Source organism: Qipengyuania oceanensis, from assembly GCF_009827535.1.
In the GTDB taxonomy this organism is placed as follows: domain Bacteria; phylum Pseudomonadota; class Alphaproteobacteria; order Sphingomonadales; family Sphingomonadaceae; genus Qipengyuania_C; species Qipengyuania_C oceanensis.
In genome coordinates, this window is sequence record NZ_WTYN01000001.1 from 1,194,121 (window position 1) to 1,210,939 (window position 16,819).

13 protein-coding genes are annotated in these 16,819 nt (G+C 64.3%); 2 read left to right on the forward strand and 11 right to left on the reverse strand.

Annotated elements, in window-relative coordinates; genetic code table 11:
• Positions 1 to 528: 528 nt before the first annotated feature.
• From GRI48_RS05800 to GRI48_RS05840, 9 genes are all read right to left on the reverse strand, one after another.
• Positions 529 to 2,781, reverse strand: coding sequence for a virulence-associated E family protein (locus GRI48_RS05800; RefSeq protein WP_160672700.1), 2,253 nt, complete (start codon positions 2,779 to 2,781; stop codon positions 529 to 531).
• Between the two features lie 207 nt (positions 2,782 to 2,988).
• The gene (locus GRI48_RS05805; RefSeq protein ID WP_160672703.1) at positions 2,989 to 3,231 is read right to left on the reverse strand and encodes a helix-turn-helix transcriptional regulator; all 243 of its coding nucleotides are present in this window, start codon (positions 3,229 to 3,231) and stop codon (positions 2,989 to 2,991) included.
• A gap of 128 nt (positions 3,232 to 3,359) precedes the next feature.
• Positions 3,360 to 3,920: a hypothetical protein gene (locus GRI48_RS05810; RefSeq protein ID WP_160672706.1), complete on the reverse strand. Its 561-nt coding sequence runs from the start codon at positions 3,918 to 3,920 to the stop codon at positions 3,360 to 3,362.
• On the reverse strand, positions 3,911 to 5,230 hold the full coding sequence (locus tag GRI48_RS05815) for a tyrosine-type recombinase/integrase (protein WP_160672709.1): 1,320 nt from the start codon (positions 5,228 to 5,230) through the stop codon (positions 3,911 to 3,913). The genes GRI48_RS05810 and GRI48_RS05815 overlap by 10 nt, the downstream gene beginning before the upstream one ends.
• 274 nt (positions 5,231 to 5,504) lie before the next feature.
• Positions 5,505 to 6,194 (reverse strand): hypothetical protein, encoded by a 690-nt coding sequence (locus GRI48_RS05820; protein WP_160672712.1) that lies wholly within the window; start codon positions 6,192 to 6,194, stop codon positions 5,505 to 5,507.
• A complete protein-coding gene (locus GRI48_RS05825; RefSeq protein WP_160672714.1) occupies positions 6,191 to 8,671 on the reverse strand; it encodes an AMP-binding protein in 2,481 nt (826 codons plus the stop codon). The genes GRI48_RS05820 and GRI48_RS05825 overlap by 4 nt, the downstream gene beginning before the upstream one ends.
• Positions 8,668 to 9,882 (reverse strand): hypothetical protein, encoded by a 1,215-nt coding sequence (locus tag GRI48_RS05830; RefSeq protein WP_160672716.1) that lies wholly within the window; start codon positions 9,880 to 9,882, stop codon positions 8,668 to 8,670. The genes GRI48_RS05825 and GRI48_RS05830 overlap by 4 nt, the downstream gene beginning before the upstream one ends.
• Positions 9,869 to 11,218, reverse strand: coding sequence for a glycosyltransferase family 4 protein (locus tag GRI48_RS05835; protein ID WP_160672718.1), 1,350 nt, complete (start codon positions 11,216 to 11,218; stop codon positions 9,869 to 9,871). The genes GRI48_RS05830 and GRI48_RS05835 overlap by 14 nt, the downstream gene beginning before the upstream one ends.
• On the reverse strand, positions 11,215 to 12,543 hold the full coding sequence (locus GRI48_RS05840) for a polysaccharide pyruvyl transferase family protein (RefSeq protein ID WP_160672719.1): 1,329 nt from the start codon (positions 12,541 to 12,543) through the stop codon (positions 11,215 to 11,217). Before GRI48_RS05840 ends, GRI48_RS05835 begins: the two co-directional genes overlap by 4 nt.
• A 308-nt stretch (positions 12,544 to 12,851) precedes the next feature.
• On the opposite strand from GRI48_RS05840, the gene GRI48_RS05845 reads away from it, so the two are divergent.
• Positions 12,852 to 13,724 carry a glycoside hydrolase family 16 protein gene (locus GRI48_RS05845; RefSeq protein ID WP_202389189.1) on the forward strand — a complete coding sequence of 291 codons (873 nt, stop codon included), beginning with the start codon at positions 12,852 to 12,854 and terminating at the stop codon, positions 13,722 to 13,724.
• A gap of 48 nt (positions 13,725 to 13,772) precedes the next feature.
• Positions 13,773 to 15,008, forward strand: a complete 1,236-nt coding sequence (locus GRI48_RS05850) for a cell wall hydrolase (RefSeq protein ID WP_160672721.1) — start codon at positions 13,773 to 13,775, stop codon at positions 15,006 to 15,008.
• 51 nt (positions 15,009 to 15,059) lie between these two features.
• Here the strand turns inward: GRI48_RS05850 and GRI48_RS05855 are convergent, their stop codons facing one another.
• The gene (locus tag GRI48_RS05855; RefSeq protein ID WP_160672723.1) at positions 15,060 to 15,770 is read right to left on the reverse strand and encodes a response regulator transcription factor; all 711 of its coding nucleotides are present in this window, start codon (positions 15,768 to 15,770) and stop codon (positions 15,060 to 15,062) included.
• 196 nt (positions 15,771 to 15,966) lie between these two features.
• Complete coding sequence (locus tag GRI48_RS05860; protein ID WP_160672725.1) at positions 15,967 to 16,695, reverse strand: polysaccharide biosynthesis/export family protein; 729 nt, start codon at positions 16,693 to 16,695, stop codon at positions 15,967 to 15,969.
• Positions 16,696 to 16,819: the final 124 nt, after the last annotated feature.

Sequence of the window (16,819 nt, forward strand, 5' to 3'; positions counted from 1 at the left end):
ATAGCTGGCGACCGTTGGCGAGCGAACGGCGGAGCATTGCGCAGAGATGGCTTCGCTACCCCCGGCGTACCCCCGCCCCGCGCTGGTGGCCGGACAGGCACAGGAAACTTGGCGCGGTGGCAATCGAGCTGGCCCTCTAAGAGGGCGGGGTCCGTCCGGCCCCCGGCGATCTCGCGCCCGCGCGCGCGTGGGGACAACGCAACAAACGGCGGACGGCGGGAGCCCAAGCACGCGCAGCACAAAGGCGTACCCTCCCCGTTCCCCCACCCCGTACCCCCCGGGGGGAACGCCTTCGCGCCAGCTTTTCCGCCGGTTTCGAGTACCGTACCCCCCGTTCCCCCTCTTTTCGACAAAAGGTAGAAAGAGGGGAGCGGGAGAGGGCTCCGCCTTGGGCCTGCGTAGGGGGTTATAGGGAAGTGGGGGGTACGCGGGGAACGGGGGGTACGCCTCCACCGAAAGCCCAAGTAAAGCTGGCGAAATGCCGTTCCCCCTCTCTCACAGGCGGGCGGGTACGCCGGGGGGAACGTCTCAGTACGGCAGCTCATCGTCGCCATCGTCCAGTTCGGGGCTGGCCGCATCATCGACGAAGTACCCAGCGGCCCCGAGCGAGACCTCCAGCGACCTTTCCCGCTGTCGCTTCGAGCCCTTCGCGTATGCTCCGACCGGCTTTCCGCCGAAGCGTAGCTTGGTCCGCTCCCAGCCCAGCTCTCGCATCGCGTCTCCCACGCGCCCGTTCTGGTCCTGCGTCCGTTGCGAGGGCGGCATCCCGAGGAGGTTCCAAACATCGGCCGCGCGCAGCTTCCCCGTCCGATCTCCTAACGCGGCGGCCAGTGTCTCGACATGGGGGTCCTCCACCTTCCGCGCTTCCTGTTCTACACCGGCCGCCGCGTACAGCGATGGATCCAGCCGGATGCTGGCTCCCTCCGCCTCACGCGCGGCGGCCTCGGCCCATATCTGGTCCCGGTCGCGCCGCAGCGCCTCGAGGTCGAAGCACCCCACGCGGACGGGCCAGAAGCGCCGGTTGCCGGTAAGGTCGCGCAGGTAGCGCTCGCTGTTGGTCGTGCCGATCACAACGAACTGGCGCGGCACGATCACCGGGAGCCGGGCGTAGGAGAGCCGGGCCGTATCGTCCTGCCGGGAGAGGAAGGCCTTCAGGTGCTCGACCTCGCCCTTGCGCATACCCTTCAGCTCGCCAGCTTCGATTATCCACTTGCCGGCGGTCTGCTCGATGGTCTTCTTGCCGTCCGCGTTAAGCGGGAGGTCGTCAGCGAATTGCTCGTCTCGGCCTGCCAGCACCCGGAGGGCGGAGGACTTATTGGTCCCTTGCTCGCTCTCGAGGATAAGCATCTCGTCGAACTTGCAACCCGGTTGCCGGACGCGCCGTACGGCAGCGATTAGCGGCAGAGCTCCGACAGCACGGGTATATTCGTTGTCCTCGGCCCCGCCGTAGGTCGAGAGCCATCGGTCGAGCCGGGGCGTTCCGTCCCACTCCAAACTATCAAGCTCGTCGCAAACCGGATGGAAGGGCGCGTTGCGCGCCGTGTCCATAATCACCTTCGTAAAGAACTCGATTTGCGGCCGGAAGCGGAAGCGCTCGTCGATCTCGAGCCACAGCCGGGTCAGTGCCGCATCGTCAAGGTGGGGTCCGTGGCCGTCGAGCCCGTCGATCACCGAGCGGTCCGCGAAGGTATCGTGGCGGAGCTCGACCCCGAGCTTGCGCAGCGCCAACCGGATATTGCCTTGGTGGTTGGCGTAAACCTTGCCGTCCTTGTCGGTGGCGAAGGTATCAGCAGAGGCGGCGGCCTCCTTCCTCGCCCGTTCGATCTGCCGGGCCGCGTATTCCAGCGACCGCTTTTGCGCCAACGTGTGCGCCGATATGCCGAAGCCGGGGTCCAGCAGCACGGCCGCTATTGTCTCGTTATCGCAACCGCCCTCGACCATCCCCCGGCAAACGGCGAAGGTGGCCTCGGAACGGGACTTGTACCTGTCCGGCTCGTCCGGGTCATCGCCTTGCACGATCAACATTCGGATGCGCGGCGTCACTTTCGCCGGGAGCTCGTCTAGGTTGGCGAGAGGGGGCGGTACGCGGTCGAGCTGTACCTTCGCCTGTCCGGTTGTCGGAGCGGCATCCTTGCGTGGCGCGGCGGTAAACTCGCCCAAGGGATAAACCCTCTTGTCGTCATACTCGAGAACGGTTGCGAGGCGGGGCTTCCGGCCATCGTCCCGCTTCTTCTTGTTGGGCCAGTTGACGGTGCCCGGAAGGCGCATCAGGCGGCAGCAATCGTGGGTTCCATCGACCTTTATCAGCGGACGTGCTTCGGGGTCCTCTTCCCTTTGCCGCTTGAGGTCGTCTTCGATCATCCGGGAGAGGTCCGCTTCGATTTGCCGGGTGTAGCATTCTGCCTCCTCGGCAGCGTCCTCGTTGCAGCCGATGTACAGGCCCGGCTCCTCGAGCCGGAAGAAGGCTTGGATGCCACCGCCGCTGTCGAGGGTTAGCGTGGGCTTGTGCTTGTAGCGCCCGAGAAGGGCGAGCGCTGCCTTTCTGGCTTCGGCCGCGTCCGCTCCATCGGCGGGGTCGATATCAACGTGGAGCCAATCGAGGTTCTCGATGTCTGTCTTCTTGGCCTTCGACGTGATGCGCTCCCGCGTCGGGTTCACGGTCCAGTACAGGTTACGCTCGGCAGCCGAGTGTTCCTCAAACCAGCCCAGCGCCTCCTCCGCCTCGCCCGGCGCTACCGTCTTGGTGTGCGTCGGTCCGCCGTCCGGTGGAATGGCAGTCATCGCCATCAATCCGTTCGGACGAACATCCGCTATAAATTTGAGGGTCTTGTCGAAGAGGGGCTTAAGCAGAGCGGTCTCGTCCTCAACGCTTCGCTCTTCGCCTCCGGTGGCGGAGACAGTAGGGTCATTCACGGAAAGTCTCCCTTTCCAAGCCAGGTGATGGTTAGGGCCGTCCGACTTGCGTCTTCAGGCCGGGCGGCCCGTCACTCAGGCGGCCTCAGCCTCGGCCAGTTTGCCCTCGAGCCAGCCCACGACTTCGGACCGGAGCCACACAACCCTGTTCGGGCCGATGCGCTTCTGCTTCGGGAACTCGCCCCGCTTCACGAGGTCATAGATCACGGATTGGGAGTAGGTGGTCAGCTCGACCACGCCCTTAATGTCGAGCACGATCTTGTCGGAGGTCCGACTCACACGCTCGACAGCAGCCTTAAATTCTTCGGTCTGGGCCATCGCCTTCGTCCTTCGATTGGGCCGCTTCCGGGCCGGTACGAAGGCTTCCTAACTGGCGGACACGCAGTGAGTCGGTCGGAACATACTCGGCCAAAAACTGCCGCTCTCGCCCCTACGGCAACGATGGCTCAACGGTACTCTGCGGGAACGTCTCGCAGCTTGCGCAATTGCGTCTCGACTTGCGTAATCGCCCGGCGAAGGCGCTGCGCCGGGTCCCGCGTCTCGCCCCCGGTCTCGGGGAAAAGGGCGAGGACGTGCTTCCCGATAAAATCGAGCATCGGGTGCATGGCGCGGCCCTCCTCTTCGGAGCGGTAGGCGTTGCCCCCGGTCTGGTTGCCGCGCGCTTCCCAAATCCCACGCAACTCCTTCACGGCCTCGTACAGCCCCGGGACCATCGGCGCGCGGCGATAGGCGATTAGCTCAAGCCGTTCGCGGATTGCCTCCTCGAAGGCACCGTACCGGATCACCTGTGCGTCGAGCTTGTGGCCGACATCGTCGAGGACGGTCTCGCGGACCTCCTCTGGCAGTGCCTCCCAGACGCGCAAGAGCTTCTCGAGACCCGGGGCAAGCTCCGCCCGGTCGCGTTCCTGCATGGCCGGAATTTCAGCGTCCATCAAAGTGCCGTGCGCGATTGCGGCGCGAACTCGTCCTGCCTCCTGCTCGGTCAGCGGCTCCGGCGTCAGCTCCACAGCTTGCCCCACTTCTCGAGGGCGGCCCGCTTTTCGGGCAAGTAGCTGTGGTGGTTATATACCCCGGCAATACCGGGTATCTTGTGGCCGAGGACCCGCTCGACGTGCTCCTCCCGAATGCCCAACCCGATCATATGCGTGGTCACCGAATGTCGCAGGTCGTGGATGCGCCACGGAGCCATAGGCGGGAGCTCCTCTCTCTCGGCCCTCTTGGCAATCTTCTTGTCGAGCGAGGTCTTGGCCTTCGAGAAACCGCTAATCGCGGCTCGGCCGCCGGAGCCGGAGAGGAGGAACTCGCCCTCATTCCACCGGGGCAGACCCTCCACAATCTTCCACGCCGGGGCGGAGAGCGGGACTGCGTGGGCAATACCGTTCTTCGCCTTGTCGGCCGGAAGCACATAGAGGCGATCCTTGTCCGGCCCCAACCAGCCACGCTCTAGCTGGGCAATCTCCGAGCGGCGCTGCCCAGTCAGGATTAGCAGGCGCACCCAATCACCGAAGGGGTAGCCCAACTCACCGGCGGCGTCCCAGACGCGCCGGAGCTCGTCCATCGACAGGCACCGCTTGCTCGCTTCGTACCGGAGGTCCTTGCGCTTTATCCCGGCCGCCGGACTAATATCGACCAAGCCTCGGTCGAGTGCCCAGCTAAACAGGCCCACGAGGTGCTTGCGGACCTCCCGGGCGATGCTAGTGCCTTTATCCATCACAATATCGTCGAGCAGCTCGACTACCTCTGTGCGGCGGATGCTCTCAATCAGCCGCCCCCGCCACTTGGGCTCCACGAGGTCTGTCAGCAATCGCTCGGCCGGACAGAGGCCAACCTTGCGCGGCTTCTTCCCCGTCTCCTCTGCCTCCTTCCGGGCGAGCTCCTCCCGCTCCTTCGCGCGCTGCCCGTCTCGGGTGCTTACCTTCACGTGCAATTCGACGTACCGCTCGAGGACAACCTCGAAGGTGCGCGTCTGGCGATGGTCAATCTCCTTCGCCCGGACAACCGCCGGGTCGATGCCCTTGTCTGCGGCCTCGAGGGCCTCCCGCGCCCTATCCCGGGCATCGCTCAGGGACACGGTCGGATAGACCCCGAGGTTCATCCGCTTCATCTTCCCGCGCGACCCGTCCGCGTGGGCGACACGGTACAGCATCGACCAGCTCTTCTTGCCGCTCTTGCCCACTCGAACACGAAGCTCCCGGACGAGGGCATCCGCGATCTCGAGGCGGCCGCCGGGCGGCGCGACCAGCTTCTCGAGCCTCTTGTCGGTAAGCCGTTCGCGGCCCCTCTGCTCCTCGACTTTCTCTTCCATCACCGTCGCCATACCACGTTTCTCCCTCCGGGGTAGCCTAGGGGTAGCGAAACACCCCGGCTTCGGCAGGTCCCTATCGGACCGCCTCGGAAGGTCGCTATCCTCAAGTGCCCGTAAAATCGAGGGTTTTTTCGTGAGACAGTAACCGGCCGGAAGGGGTAGCTTACCCTTCACACGGGTGGGGTCGCAAGTTCAATCCTTGCCGCGCCCACCATCTTTTCGATGACTTGGAAGAGATGGCATGCGCTTCGATCGCCCGGAGCCCAAGCGCCGGCGTTGCAGCCCGTCAGCGAAACACCTTCCAGACATGCGCGAAGATCAACGCCTCGCTCAGCATCTCTCCGCCGTCCTCGATGATGTCGAAAGCCTGGAAGCACCAATGAAATGCGAACGCTTCGCACACCGGCTCGTGCAGAAAATCGATCCCGACTGCGAATAAGGCCAACATCACAATGAGTGCCGCGAGGAGGAACAGTGACGGCCACTTCGCAACGGGCGTGAAGATCACGCCGGCGATCCCCCAGGGGAGCAGGAACAGCGCGATCGTTATCCAGATCACCAGCTCGCCGGCATCCTTGCTCTCCGGCCCCAGCCGCGAGACAAGATCGACCTCACGCGCGACCACCGCGCCGAGGTTTTCATGGATCATGAGGCTGTCGTCGAGCATCACGGTCGCCAGCACCACCGCGAATGTCAGGCACAGGACCACGCCTTCGCGCCTGTATGCCCGCCACATCATCAGCGCCGCACCCGCCATGAGGATATAGCCGAACCATTCGGCGAGGCTGCCATCATGGGCGATGTTCAATGCCGCGGGAATCTTTTCCAGCAGTGCGCCGCTGATCACATGCGCGGCGACGAAGCCCGCCTCGACTAGCAGGATGATCGCGAGAATCTTCTGATCGAACTGGCGCGGCAACCAGAGTTGCGACCGCCATCGAGCACCGACCCGAACGGCCGACGTATCCGCGATCACCTGACCGACCCCCTCGATACCGGCTCGGCGACCGGGCCGAAGCCGCTGCGTCTCGGCCGGCCTGGAGGCCGCAAGGCCTGCGGCGCTGCAGATCGCAGGAGACTGGCTCGCCTCATCGCCTCGTAGACCAGCAGGCAGCCGCCGAAGGCGAGAACGAAAGTCAGCAGGCTGAACGACCGCCCGAACAGCTTGTCGCTCACCAGCATGACGGACCATGCCAGCACGCCATTGAGGGCGAAGATCGTGAAAGTGGCCGAAGAAACGTACTGCACCGCCGGGCGCAGTAATCGCGGGACGCTGATCATCGGCACGAACAGCGTCGCGACGAGGCCCACCCCGATCCAGCCGGTCGTCCGCGAGACACCGCCATCGACCAGCGCGAAAGCGACTCCCAGGCCGAGCGCGAGCAGCTTGCGCGGCTGCGTGTCGGCGGCGTAGCAACACCAGCCGAGCCACAGAAGCGCGAGATAGCGTTGGGGCACGAGATTGCGCAGGTGATCCGTATTCCACGCGATCTGGGCAGCCCACCACACGAGGACTAGTGCAGCCGTGGTGCCGAAGGCGAAAGCCCATGGCGATCGCTTCGCCCATTGCCGCGCCGCCGGTATCGCGAACAGCAGGCCGGTCAGCACGAGGCACTGGACCAGAACCTGGACGAACCAGAACGGGAAGATCTGCGTCAGCCGCAACTCGGTGAGATTTGTGTAGAGGAGCAGCGTGTCGAGCTGGAATTCGCCCCTGTAGATCATGAAGACCGCAGCGAGCAGGAAGTATGGGATGACCAGGGTCCGGGCATAATTGGCCAGCGAGCCGAAGATCCTGCCCTCGCGCAAGGCCGGCGCCTTGAACCGGGCGAGATTGTAGCCGATCAGGAAGAACAGCAGGAAAGTCCCGCCTCTCACCAGGCTGATCCCCGAATGCGTGGCGACGACACAAGTGATCGCAAGCGCCCGCAAGACGATCCCCGTCTCCATCGTGGCTGGCGCACGCGTCGGGCCGTCGGCGAACTCGGCCAGTTTGCCGAGCGGCATGACATCCCAGTTTGCGGGCAGCGAACCGAGGCGGCTCTCGAGCGCAATCGACATCTCGACGTAGTTGAGGGAGTCGCCGCCGAGATCCTGGAAGCTGGCCTCGTCCGGCACGCTATCGCGGCGAAACGTCTGCGCGAAGAGCGAGCGGATGCCGTCGTCAGTTCTGGTCTCCCGCTCGCGCGAGTGTTCCTGAGGCGCGTAAAGCTCGCTCAGCTGGCGGCGCTGGACCTTGCCGGTTGCCGTCCTGGGAATCCGGTCGACGACTTGCAGTTTGAGCGAGGAGCCGGGCGAAATACCGCGGCGTGTCAGCATATCGCGCAACGCATCCTCGACCGCGTCCTGCTCGCCGGCCACTTCGTGCGACAGGGCCACGAAAATGCCATCGCCGCGCCGGTCGTCGGCGATGCGGGAGATCGCGATCCCGCCGTCCAGGGCGAGCGCCTGCATCACCTGCGTTTCTAGCAAGGCCGGGTCGAGCTTCACGCCGCCGGTGTTGATGACATCGTCTGCCCGGCCATCGTAAACCAGCATGCCTCGGTGGAAATGACCGTTATCGTTTGTGGTCAGCCAGCCTTCACCGTCGGTCATCGGTTCGATTTGCCCTGCGCGAAGAACGCCCATGGCCAGATTCGGGCCGCGGATCTGGATGCGGCCCTGCTCACCGATACGGATTTCCACCGCTCCGTAAGGCTGACCGACCGATTCCAGCGCTTCACCTTCGCAATCGCTGACGACGAGGAAGGTCGAGCGCGAGGCTTCGGTGAGGCCGTAGTGCTGGACGATGCGGGCATTGGGGAACAGCGCCTTCAACTGCTCCTTCTCGGAGCGGTTCATGTACTGGCTGCCGATTTCCAGCCAGCGGAGCGAGGCACCGTGACCCTGCAGGACACCGGGCTGCGCAATCAGCAGGCGCAGGAGGCTGGGCACCGCCGACAAGGCGTTGATCGATCCGGCAGCCAGCATGTCGCGGATTTGCAGCGGGTCGAACCCGTTTTGCGGAATGTAGAACCTGCCGCCTGCTGCAGCGACCGCGCGGCATCGGCCCAGGCCGAAGGAAAAGCCGACCGGCACGCCGACATATTCGCGGATGGTTTCGTCGACGCGCATGATGGCGTTGAGCCGCTCGACCGTATCGGCCAGCGCGGCATGGGAGATCACGATCGGCTTGGGCTCTCCTTCCGTGCCCGAGGTGAATACGATCTGGGCCGGCTCGTCTTCGCTTCGCAGGGCAAGACTGCCTTCGGACCAGCCGGCACCTGCTTCGGGCTCCAGGATCGGCCCGCGATTATAACCGGCGATCGAGGGAAGCGCGGCCTCATCGTCCAGCACCGCGAACAGCTGGCCCTTCGAGCAGGCCTCGAATACGGCGCGTACGAAGGCCGGCGAATTGCACTTGCGGATGCCGATGATGGTCGGGCGGTGCTCGCCGCCATCCGAGCCAGTCATGTCCACCGCTCCCGCACGTGGAAAAATCGGTGCTTGGCGCTCTTGAGGATCGGCCGGTTCACGACCTGGGAGGGAAATCTGCGGCGCAGGAATGTCTCGAAGGCTCCCAGCGGGCGATACACGTAGGACTTGCGCAGGATCGTCCGGAGGGCCTCCACGCTTTCCTGCCGATCGTTCGCCAGCGCGTCCTCGAGCAGTTCGTGGAAGACCGGAAATTCGTTCGGGTTGTGCAACCGGATGCGCGCGATCGCCCGCGCACTGTATTGCGACCAATCGAAGCTCGGCGCGTCCTCGGGCGCGACCCCGGAAAGGTCGAGCGCCATCATGGTCCTGAGGCACTTCTTGCAGCGGGAGCAATTGACGCGGCGTCCTTTCACGCCCGGCTCCTGGCCACACACGTCAAGCCCGGCGAGCAATGCGGGATCGCCGGCAAGATGCTGGATCTTTTCCAGTCGGCTGAACTGCGTTCCGAAATGATGGAATTGCAGCTCGTGCGACGACAGCAGGGGATCGGTCAGGGGGTGCGAGCCCCACGGGATCAGCTTGCCGTAAGTCTGCGACGATGAGAACGTGACGTGCTCCAGCCCGCCGGACAGCAGATGCGCGATCGAGCCGAGTGCCGGCCCGTGCGTGCGATAGGCCCAGGCGTCGGCGAATTCGGGAAAGGCGCGCAGGACATTCGTGCCGACGGGAAGCACTGGCTTGCCGTGCGCGAATTTCGGCTCATTCGCGAGCTGATCGACCAAATGGGTCTCGTCGTCCCAGTCGAATATCGCCTTGATGAGGATGTCCGTACGCTCGTCTTCGCTCGAGAGCGTGAAGGTCGAATCCACTCCTCCGGTATAGAACAGGCCCCGGTGCGAAGCGCTTGCATCGTCCTTCCCGCCCGTTTCGTCGAGGACCGGGACGTCGATCTCGATGCAGCGCGCTCCGGGATACCATTCGGCCCATTGCCGGATGAGGCAATCGAGATTGCGCTTGAGAACACGCGGTGCCGGGATGTCCTGCGAATAGCTCTCGCCGAAGATCGCTGCCGATGTTGCACCCAGCACCAGCCAGTGGTCGGCGCGATCCGACAACCAGTGCCGGTAGGCATGCGGCACGACGAAAAGGAAGCGCAGCTCCCGACCGTTCCGGCTCTGGAACCATGCCTGGTGGCGCTCGAACGGCCCGCGATATTCTCGCTCGATTTCGGTCCTAACAAGTCGCATTGCGCACTTCTCTCGCAGTTCGCCGCGCATCGTGCAGCCGCGCCGGCGAGGTTTGCGAACCCTGTTTGCCTCGGCAATCTCGTGCAGGCTCGTCGTACAGCGCGACCAGCCGCCGCTTCCCGCCTTCCAGAAGAGCCTGGTAACTTTCGATCAGGCGATCGATCCATGCATCCGCGGTCATCGCGATGCCGCGCGTTCCCTCGAAGGCATTGATGCTCATTCCCCGGACGAGCGCGTCCTTTTGCGCCCAGATGGAGAGTATCCTTGCGAACTCGTCGATGTCGGTCGGGTCGATCCCCCTTCCCGCACCGGCAGTTTCGATCTCGTCCAGCAACAGTGCGTTTTCGGAACAGAGCACCGGGAGGCCGCTCCACAGTGCTTCGACCGCCGTCAGGCCGAAGGGTTCGATCGCTATGCTGGGCATCAGCTGTACGCGCGCGCGCGAAGCATAGTGCCCGATTTCCGATGGGGGCTTCCAACCGACCCAGTCGTGCTCGGGATAGCTCTCGGCGAGTTCGGCAAGCAGCGATCCGGTCCCGACCGCGATCAACCTTACGCCGGCCTGTCGGCATGCCTCGGCCGCCTGGGCGATCCCCTTGGTCGGCTCGATGCGACCCACGAACAGGGCGGACGAGTTTTTCTCCGCTTCGACGCGCTCGCTGCAATAGGGCGAGACCGGGTTGGGCAGGACAGCCATGTCCGCATCCTCGATCCCGCCCATCGCGAGATAGCGGCGCATGCCTTCGTGGATCAGCAGGACAGGCGGAAACCGGTCGAACATCGGGCGCGTGCGGGCGAGCACCGAGTGACGTGCCACGCGCCAGCCCTTCTGCAGGCGATTGCGCCTGTCGCAGTCGCGCATCAGGCACCGCGTACCGAGCGGCTGGAGTTCGCAGCGCTGCTGCTGGCGGAAGTCGAACATCGCGCCGTTCGGGCACGTGACGAAGAAATCATGCGCGCTGAGCACCAGGCGGTCGGCTACCTTGCGTAAGGGTACGAAGATCGACGGCGAGAGAATCTGCGCCCAGCCGTGCAAATGGTAGACCATGCCCTCGTGGTCGTTCTGCGCGATCCAGGCGGCGAGCATGTCCCGCGCCGCCCGGTTGTACAGACCCCTGAGCACGCTGGACGAAAAGCCGGCCGCCACCAGCCTTTTCTGCTGCAGCGAGACCACTTCGATCCCCGCAGCGCCGAGGAGATCGCTGTCCGATCCGCCGGCGATAAAGGTCACCGCATGGCCGCGACGGGCAAAGGCCAGTGCGGATTCCACCGCGAGTTTCGATGCTCCGCCCATCGGCTCGGCGAGATCGTTGATGACGACAATGTGGGGTTTCATGCCGGCACCGCATGATCGATCGCAAGCACGGCGAGGTCGGCAATCGAAGCGCGACATTCCGCCTGCAGCACGTCGAGGTCCTCGCGCTGCGGTGGCTCGTTGATCGCGTTAAGCACGGCCTCGGCGACATCGCCTGGATCGTGCATCGCCGGATCGAGCAGGTATTGCGCGCGGCCAATGGTGTCGAAGAAACCCTGGAGCTTCGCATCCCAGGCCAGACCGACCGCCGGCAGCCCGTAGGAATGGGCGATGATGCACGCGTGAAGCCGATGCGCCACGACCGAGCGAAGCGAACCGATGAACCGGGCAAGATCGCGAGGCCTGGTGAAGCGCGGCGCACGCGTGACACCGGCATAAGGCATCAGCTGCTGGCAGAGTTCGTCGAGGAAACGCTCGTCCTCCTGGCTGCCGTTGGTGAACAGCACGAGTTCCTGGCCGGCGGCGCTCAGCCTTTCGACGAGCTGCTCCATCCATACAGCATCGCAACGATCGCTGCCGGGCGCGCCGTGCAGGCGCAGGACTTCGGGCGCGGTTACGCAGATACCGATGCGATCCCTAAAACCGCCTGCCACGTGGCGTCCGTAGACTTTTTCCGCGAGCAACCCGGGATCATAGGCAAGCTCGGGGCTGCTCGTGCCTGCCACGCGCGCGAAGGTCGCGTTCCAGTTGCCGATCGAGAGGCGATCGCGCAGGGTGATGGACAGCGGCTCGGCGTAGCCGATCGCCTCGCGCATCCGCTCGCCGCCGGCATTTGACCAATGCGCCCCGACACCCAGGCTCGCAAGGGCAACCGGCAGGCTCCGCTCCTTTGCCAGTCCCAGCGCCGCAGCGACCTTGATCGGGAAGTTCTGGTCGCGGTCCGCGAGCAAATTCCCGCCTCCCAGGATGACCATGCGCGCCGGCACCAGTTGCTCCCGCCATCGAGGCCGCAGCCTTAAACGCACCACTGCCCCCAGCATCATTGGCACGAGCAGTCGGCGAAAGGCGGGTGGCAGGGATTCGATCAGGCGGATCAGGCCCCGCCGGTTGCGGCCATTGCCCGCGTGGTGGTCGAGCCGGCCAGCAAGATCGATGGAATAGGGACGCAGTCGGGGATCGGCCTCGATCAGCGCGTGTTCGAGGCAGTCGGCGATGACCCCATCGCCGAGATTCGGACTGAACTTGACGTTGAAGACGGCCACGGGAATTTCTTCTGTCGCGGCATCGGGAGATGCTTCTCCCCCCTGCTCGTCGATGTCCCACCCGGTTTCGCTTGTGAAAGAGTGATCTATCACGCGATCCAATCTCTGGTCCCCTTCCTCGGCACGTCCGATTTGCACCGCCATGGCTCCCGGCTGGCCGGTGCCACGACAAGTTCCACCCTTCTCGGCGCGCTGACTGGCGGTTTTAGAAAGGCGGCGTCCATCGCGGGACTTTGCACCGGGCCCGACCCTGCGCGCGAGTGGACATACGGGTTAGTCGGTAGACCATCGGGTGTAGGAAGACGCGGCAGGGAAACCGAGCCTGTTCCGGATCTTCGGGTGAGCGGTCGTCACGGCGTGGCTGCGGGCTAGTCCATAAGGATGAGCGTAAAGGGGCCGGCGCACCAATCCGGTCAATTGCGGCGACCCGCCACCGTGCGTAGCTAGGCGCGATGAAAGCCGTCTTTCTGGTCGCCACCATGATGCTGGCCTCGAGCGCGCCGGAGCTGCCGACGCAAGGCGAGCAGATCGATATGCGCGCCTTCGATCTCGTATTCGCGGACGAGTTCGACGACCTGAGCGTCAATCCCTGGCTGCTGGAGAACAAGCGCTGGATCGCCCACACGCCGTGGAACGGCGATTTCGGCGATGCCCGGTTTCTAAATCCCGGTCCCGACGGCCCGTTCGCGATCGAGAACGGGAAGCTGGCGATCACCGCGCGCAAGACACGGCCGGACCGCTGGGGCTCCGGCCTGCTCGCAGCGGGCGACAAGACCGGAGCCGGCACGGGCGAGCGGTTCGGCTATTTCGAAGCCCGCATGAAGATGCCGCCCGGACCCGGTCTCTGGCCCGCATTCTGGCTCGTCAGCCTCAGGCCGACATCCGTCAAGTCACCCAAGATCGAGATCGACGTGGTGGAATATTACGGCCACCGCACGCACACCTACAGCCTCGCGATGCACGTTTGGAAGCTGCGCGAAGAAGACGGCAGCAACCGTTCGACAGGCGATCGCATCCCCGTGTCACCGGGCAGCCTGACGCAGAGATTCCACACCTACGGCGTCGAAGTGGACCCGAAATGGGTGACCTATTACCTCGACCGGCGCGAGGTAGCCCGCTTCCCGACCCCGGCGGAGCATCACGACCCGCTCCACCCGATCGTCAACCTGGCGATGGGCCCGGGATACCCGATCGACCGGACTCCGGACCCCTCGACACTCTATGTCGATTACGTCCGCATCTACTCCCGCGTAGCCCCGGCCGGCGACAGGGAGTGCGGGACACCGCAATCGAGCGAGCGGATGGAGATTGATGCAAAGGATTAGTCCTTCTGCCCAATGGCACACGCGTCTCGAGCCGTTCACCCTGCGGGCATGGATCAGGATCAGGCCGACTCGACGATCAGGCAGAAATTGCCCGCCTCGCTCCGCGCCGAGTTCCGACGCCTGAAGCACGACGGCTCGACGAGCATCGGAGCTTGGGGCCTGATAGTCGTCGCAGCATCGCTGATGGCGCTGGTCTGGACCTATGCGCGGGCCGAAGGCCACACCGCCGCGTCGGCCCGCGGCGATGGTTCCGCGGCCTTGAACGGCCAGCCATTCGCATTGCTGCCAGGCCATGCACGCCGAATGGCCAGCACGGGCGGCATCGACATTTCGCAAATCGCCTTCGTCGCACCTGCGGCAGCCGTCCCCCTGTTCTACAAAGGCCGCGGCGAGGACCGCGAGCGCGCGCTCGATTGCCTGAGCATGGCCGGATGGTACGAAGCCGGCAACGACCGGCCCGGCCAACGCGCCGTGATGCAGGTCGTGCTGAACCGTCTGCGCCATCCGGCATTCCCGAAAACGGTCTGCGGGGTGGTGTTCCAGGGTTCGCACCTCAGGACGGGCTGCCAGTTCACCTTTACCTGCGACGGATCGCGCGTCCGCCGCCAACCGTCCCGCCATGCGCTCGCCGAAGCGCGCAAGATCGCCGAAAAGGCGCTCGACGGTGGCATCGATGCCGCGGTCGGCGCGGCTACGCATTACCATGCCGATTTCGTGGTCCCGTGGTGGAGCCACAAGCTGCAACCCGTCAGCAAGGTCGGTGCACATATCTTCTATTCGTGGAAAGGCGCTTTTGGCCGCCTGCCCCAGGGCGTTCCTGTAACCTCGGGCGAGCCAAATATACCGGACTTCGACCCGTCGCGGCTGGCCGTGGCATCGACTGCCGAGGCGGCCATACCGGAAATATCCGGACGCGTGGCACTCGAAGCGAAAACGCTCACGCCCAACGTCGCGACAGCCAATGCGCCTGCAACATCGCTACCCAATTTCCTGATCGTCGACCCTTCAGGCGCAACCGGTCGATGGGCGGTCGAAGCGCTGGGGCGCTGCGGATCATCGCGCAATTGCCTGGTCGTCGCCTACGGTAATGGTCAACAGGCCGCCGGCTACACGTCCGATCAGCCTTCGCGCTCTCCCAGGCCCCTGTTCGTCTTCGTTCGGGATGCCAACTCGGGGATGGACCTGGCGCTATGGGATTGCGAGCGGTTCTCTCGCTTGAACACGGACCAGTGCCTGCCTCGCAATGCCGGGTCGCTGGACCGGCTGATGCGCCCCCGCAGCTGAGCCGGCTTCCTTCGAGCGGACGCAACGACGACGCGCCCGGCGCCACCGCTATCAGCCGGCGCGGGCGACCAGCGGCTGCGCAGAGGTGTCAGACTGGGAGGACTGGATCGGGTAGTAGCCACCGATGGTGCTGTGCGAATTGGCCCAGATGGCTGCCTGCGTCCGGTTGTTGACGTTGAGCTTGCGCAGGATTGCCTTCACATGGACCTTGACGGTCGCTTCGCAGACATCGAGCTCGCGCGCGATGACCTTGTTCGAATAGCCGGCCATGAGGCAGCACAGCACGTCGTTCTCGCGCGGCGACAGGTTGGCATCGTCCAGTTCGGTGGCGATTTCCGGGAGCGCCGGGATCGGCTTTGCCTGGTTCTCGAAGATCTCGAGAACGTCCTGCGGGAGAACCCGCTGCCCCGATATTGCAAGCCTGATCGCGGCGATCATCGGTGCCGCCTTCAGCGACTTGATGACGTAACCGCGCGCGCCTGCCCGGAAGCATTTGAGCATCGATGCGAGATCGAAGTCCGCCGACAGCAACACGACGACAGCCGACTCGAATTCGGCCTTTACGGTCTCCACCAGCCGCGCGTGTTCCGCGCTGTCGGGATCATCGAGCAGGAAGATGCTGTTCTTCGAGAGATTCTCGTACCGGACCTCCGCGATGCTGTCGAAACAGCCGCGCACGGTGAAGCCTTCGGAACTGAGGATGCGTGCGAAACCCTCGCGGGTAAATTCGCACGGACTGACGAGATTGATTTCCGGAACCATAGGACCCCCCACCGGTGCTGCAAGTATCGTCGTAGGCCGCATCCGGAGAAACCAGATACAGGAAACCTACAAGGATCAGTGCGACTCCGAATCCCTCTTCCGCTGTTAAGGATGCGTAATAACCAACATTGAATCAACAGCTATCTTTGACCATGTCTTGCTTTTGAGATTATCGTTGAGAGTCAATGGGATTCAATCAGAAGAACGATTCAAGTATGGTTACCGTATCGCCCGGTGCGATCTTTAGCGTGGACTCGCTGACCTTGACCTTTTTCGCGCCGGCCCAGTCGTGCCGTTGCAGTTCCACGGTGTTCTTGTTTGCCCTGGCGGTATAGCCGCCGGCCTTGGCCACCGCCTGCTGCAGGGTGAGATCGCCGTTGTAGGGGTATTCGCCCGGCTGGCTCACTTCGCCCAGGATGTAGAACGGGCGATATTCCATCACCTCGATCGACACGCGCGGATCGAGCACATAGCCGCCGGCCGACAGCTCCTGGGTGATCAGCCCCGCCAACTGGCCGGTCGACTTGCCGCTTGCCGGCACCGAGCCGATCAACGGCAAGGCAAGTTCGCCGCTTTCGCCGATCTCGAACTCGCCTGAGAGCGAGGCCTCGTCGAACACGACCACCTTAAGCCTGTCGCCCGAGCCGATCCGGTATCCCTCGACGATGTCGGAGTTCAGGCTGGCAACGCTGGCGACCGGCGCATCCGATCCGCCGCACGAGGCCAGCGACAATGCGACCGGCACGACAAGCGCCGCTAGAGCAAACTTCGCGCCGCTTCGGCTCAGGTGGTGGGCATGCATGTCACGATCCTTTCGAACGGTTGCCTGTGCATCGCCGTACCCCACGCGGTCGAGACGGCGCTGCGAAGTGGCGCGCGGCATCGCTACGCCAAACGCCATCATGGTAAACGACTGGCCGATCATGGAAAATCACCAAATGGGAGCAGAGCGCGCCCCTTAAGCTAGTATCGCGGTAACCACTTAGACTCAGGCCCACCTACATCGCATGCCCGGTTGTGATCCCGGCCGATTCGGGAAAGTCTTGCTG

Coding starts and splice junctions, on each gene's coding strand:
- GRI48_RS05830 (WP_160672716.1), bottom strand. CDS start 9,882: ATGCGACTTGTTAGGACCGAAATCGAGCGAGAATATCGCGGGCCGTTC.
- GRI48_RS05850 (WP_160672721.1), top strand. CDS start 13,773: ATGGATCAGGATCAGGCCGACTCGACGATCAGGCAGAAATTGCCCGCC.
- GRI48_RS05800 (WP_160672700.1), bottom strand. CDS start 2,781: ATGACTGCCATTCCACCGGACGGCGGACCGACGCACACCAAGACGGTA.
- GRI48_RS05845 (WP_202389189.1), top strand. CDS start 12,852: ATGAAAGCCGTCTTTCTGGTCGCCACCATGATGCTGGCCTCGAGCGCG.
- GRI48_RS05825 (WP_160672714.1), bottom strand. CDS start 8,671: ATGACTGGCTCGGATGGCGGCGAGCACCGCCCGACCATCATCGGCATC.
- GRI48_RS05805 (WP_160672703.1), bottom strand. CDS start 3,231: ATGGCCCAGACCGAAGAATTTAAGGCTGCTGTCGAGCGTGTGAGTCGG.
- GRI48_RS05840 (WP_160672719.1), bottom strand. CDS start 12,543: ATGGCGGTGCAAATCGGACGTGCCGAGGAAGGGGACCAGAGATTGGAT.
- GRI48_RS05860 (WP_160672725.1), bottom strand. CDS start 16,695: ATGATCGGCCAGTCGTTTACCATGATGGCGTTTGGCGTAGCGATGCCG.
- GRI48_RS05815 (WP_160672709.1), bottom strand. CDS start 5,230: ATGGCGACGGTGATGGAAGAGAAAGTCGAGGAGCAGAGGGGCCGCGAA.
- GRI48_RS05835 (WP_160672718.1), bottom strand. CDS start 11,218: ATGAAACCCCACATTGTCGTCATCAACGATCTCGCCGAGCCGATGGGC.
- GRI48_RS05855 (WP_160672723.1), bottom strand. CDS start 15,770: ATGGTTCCGGAAATCAATCTCGTCAGTCCGTGCGAATTTACCCGCGAG.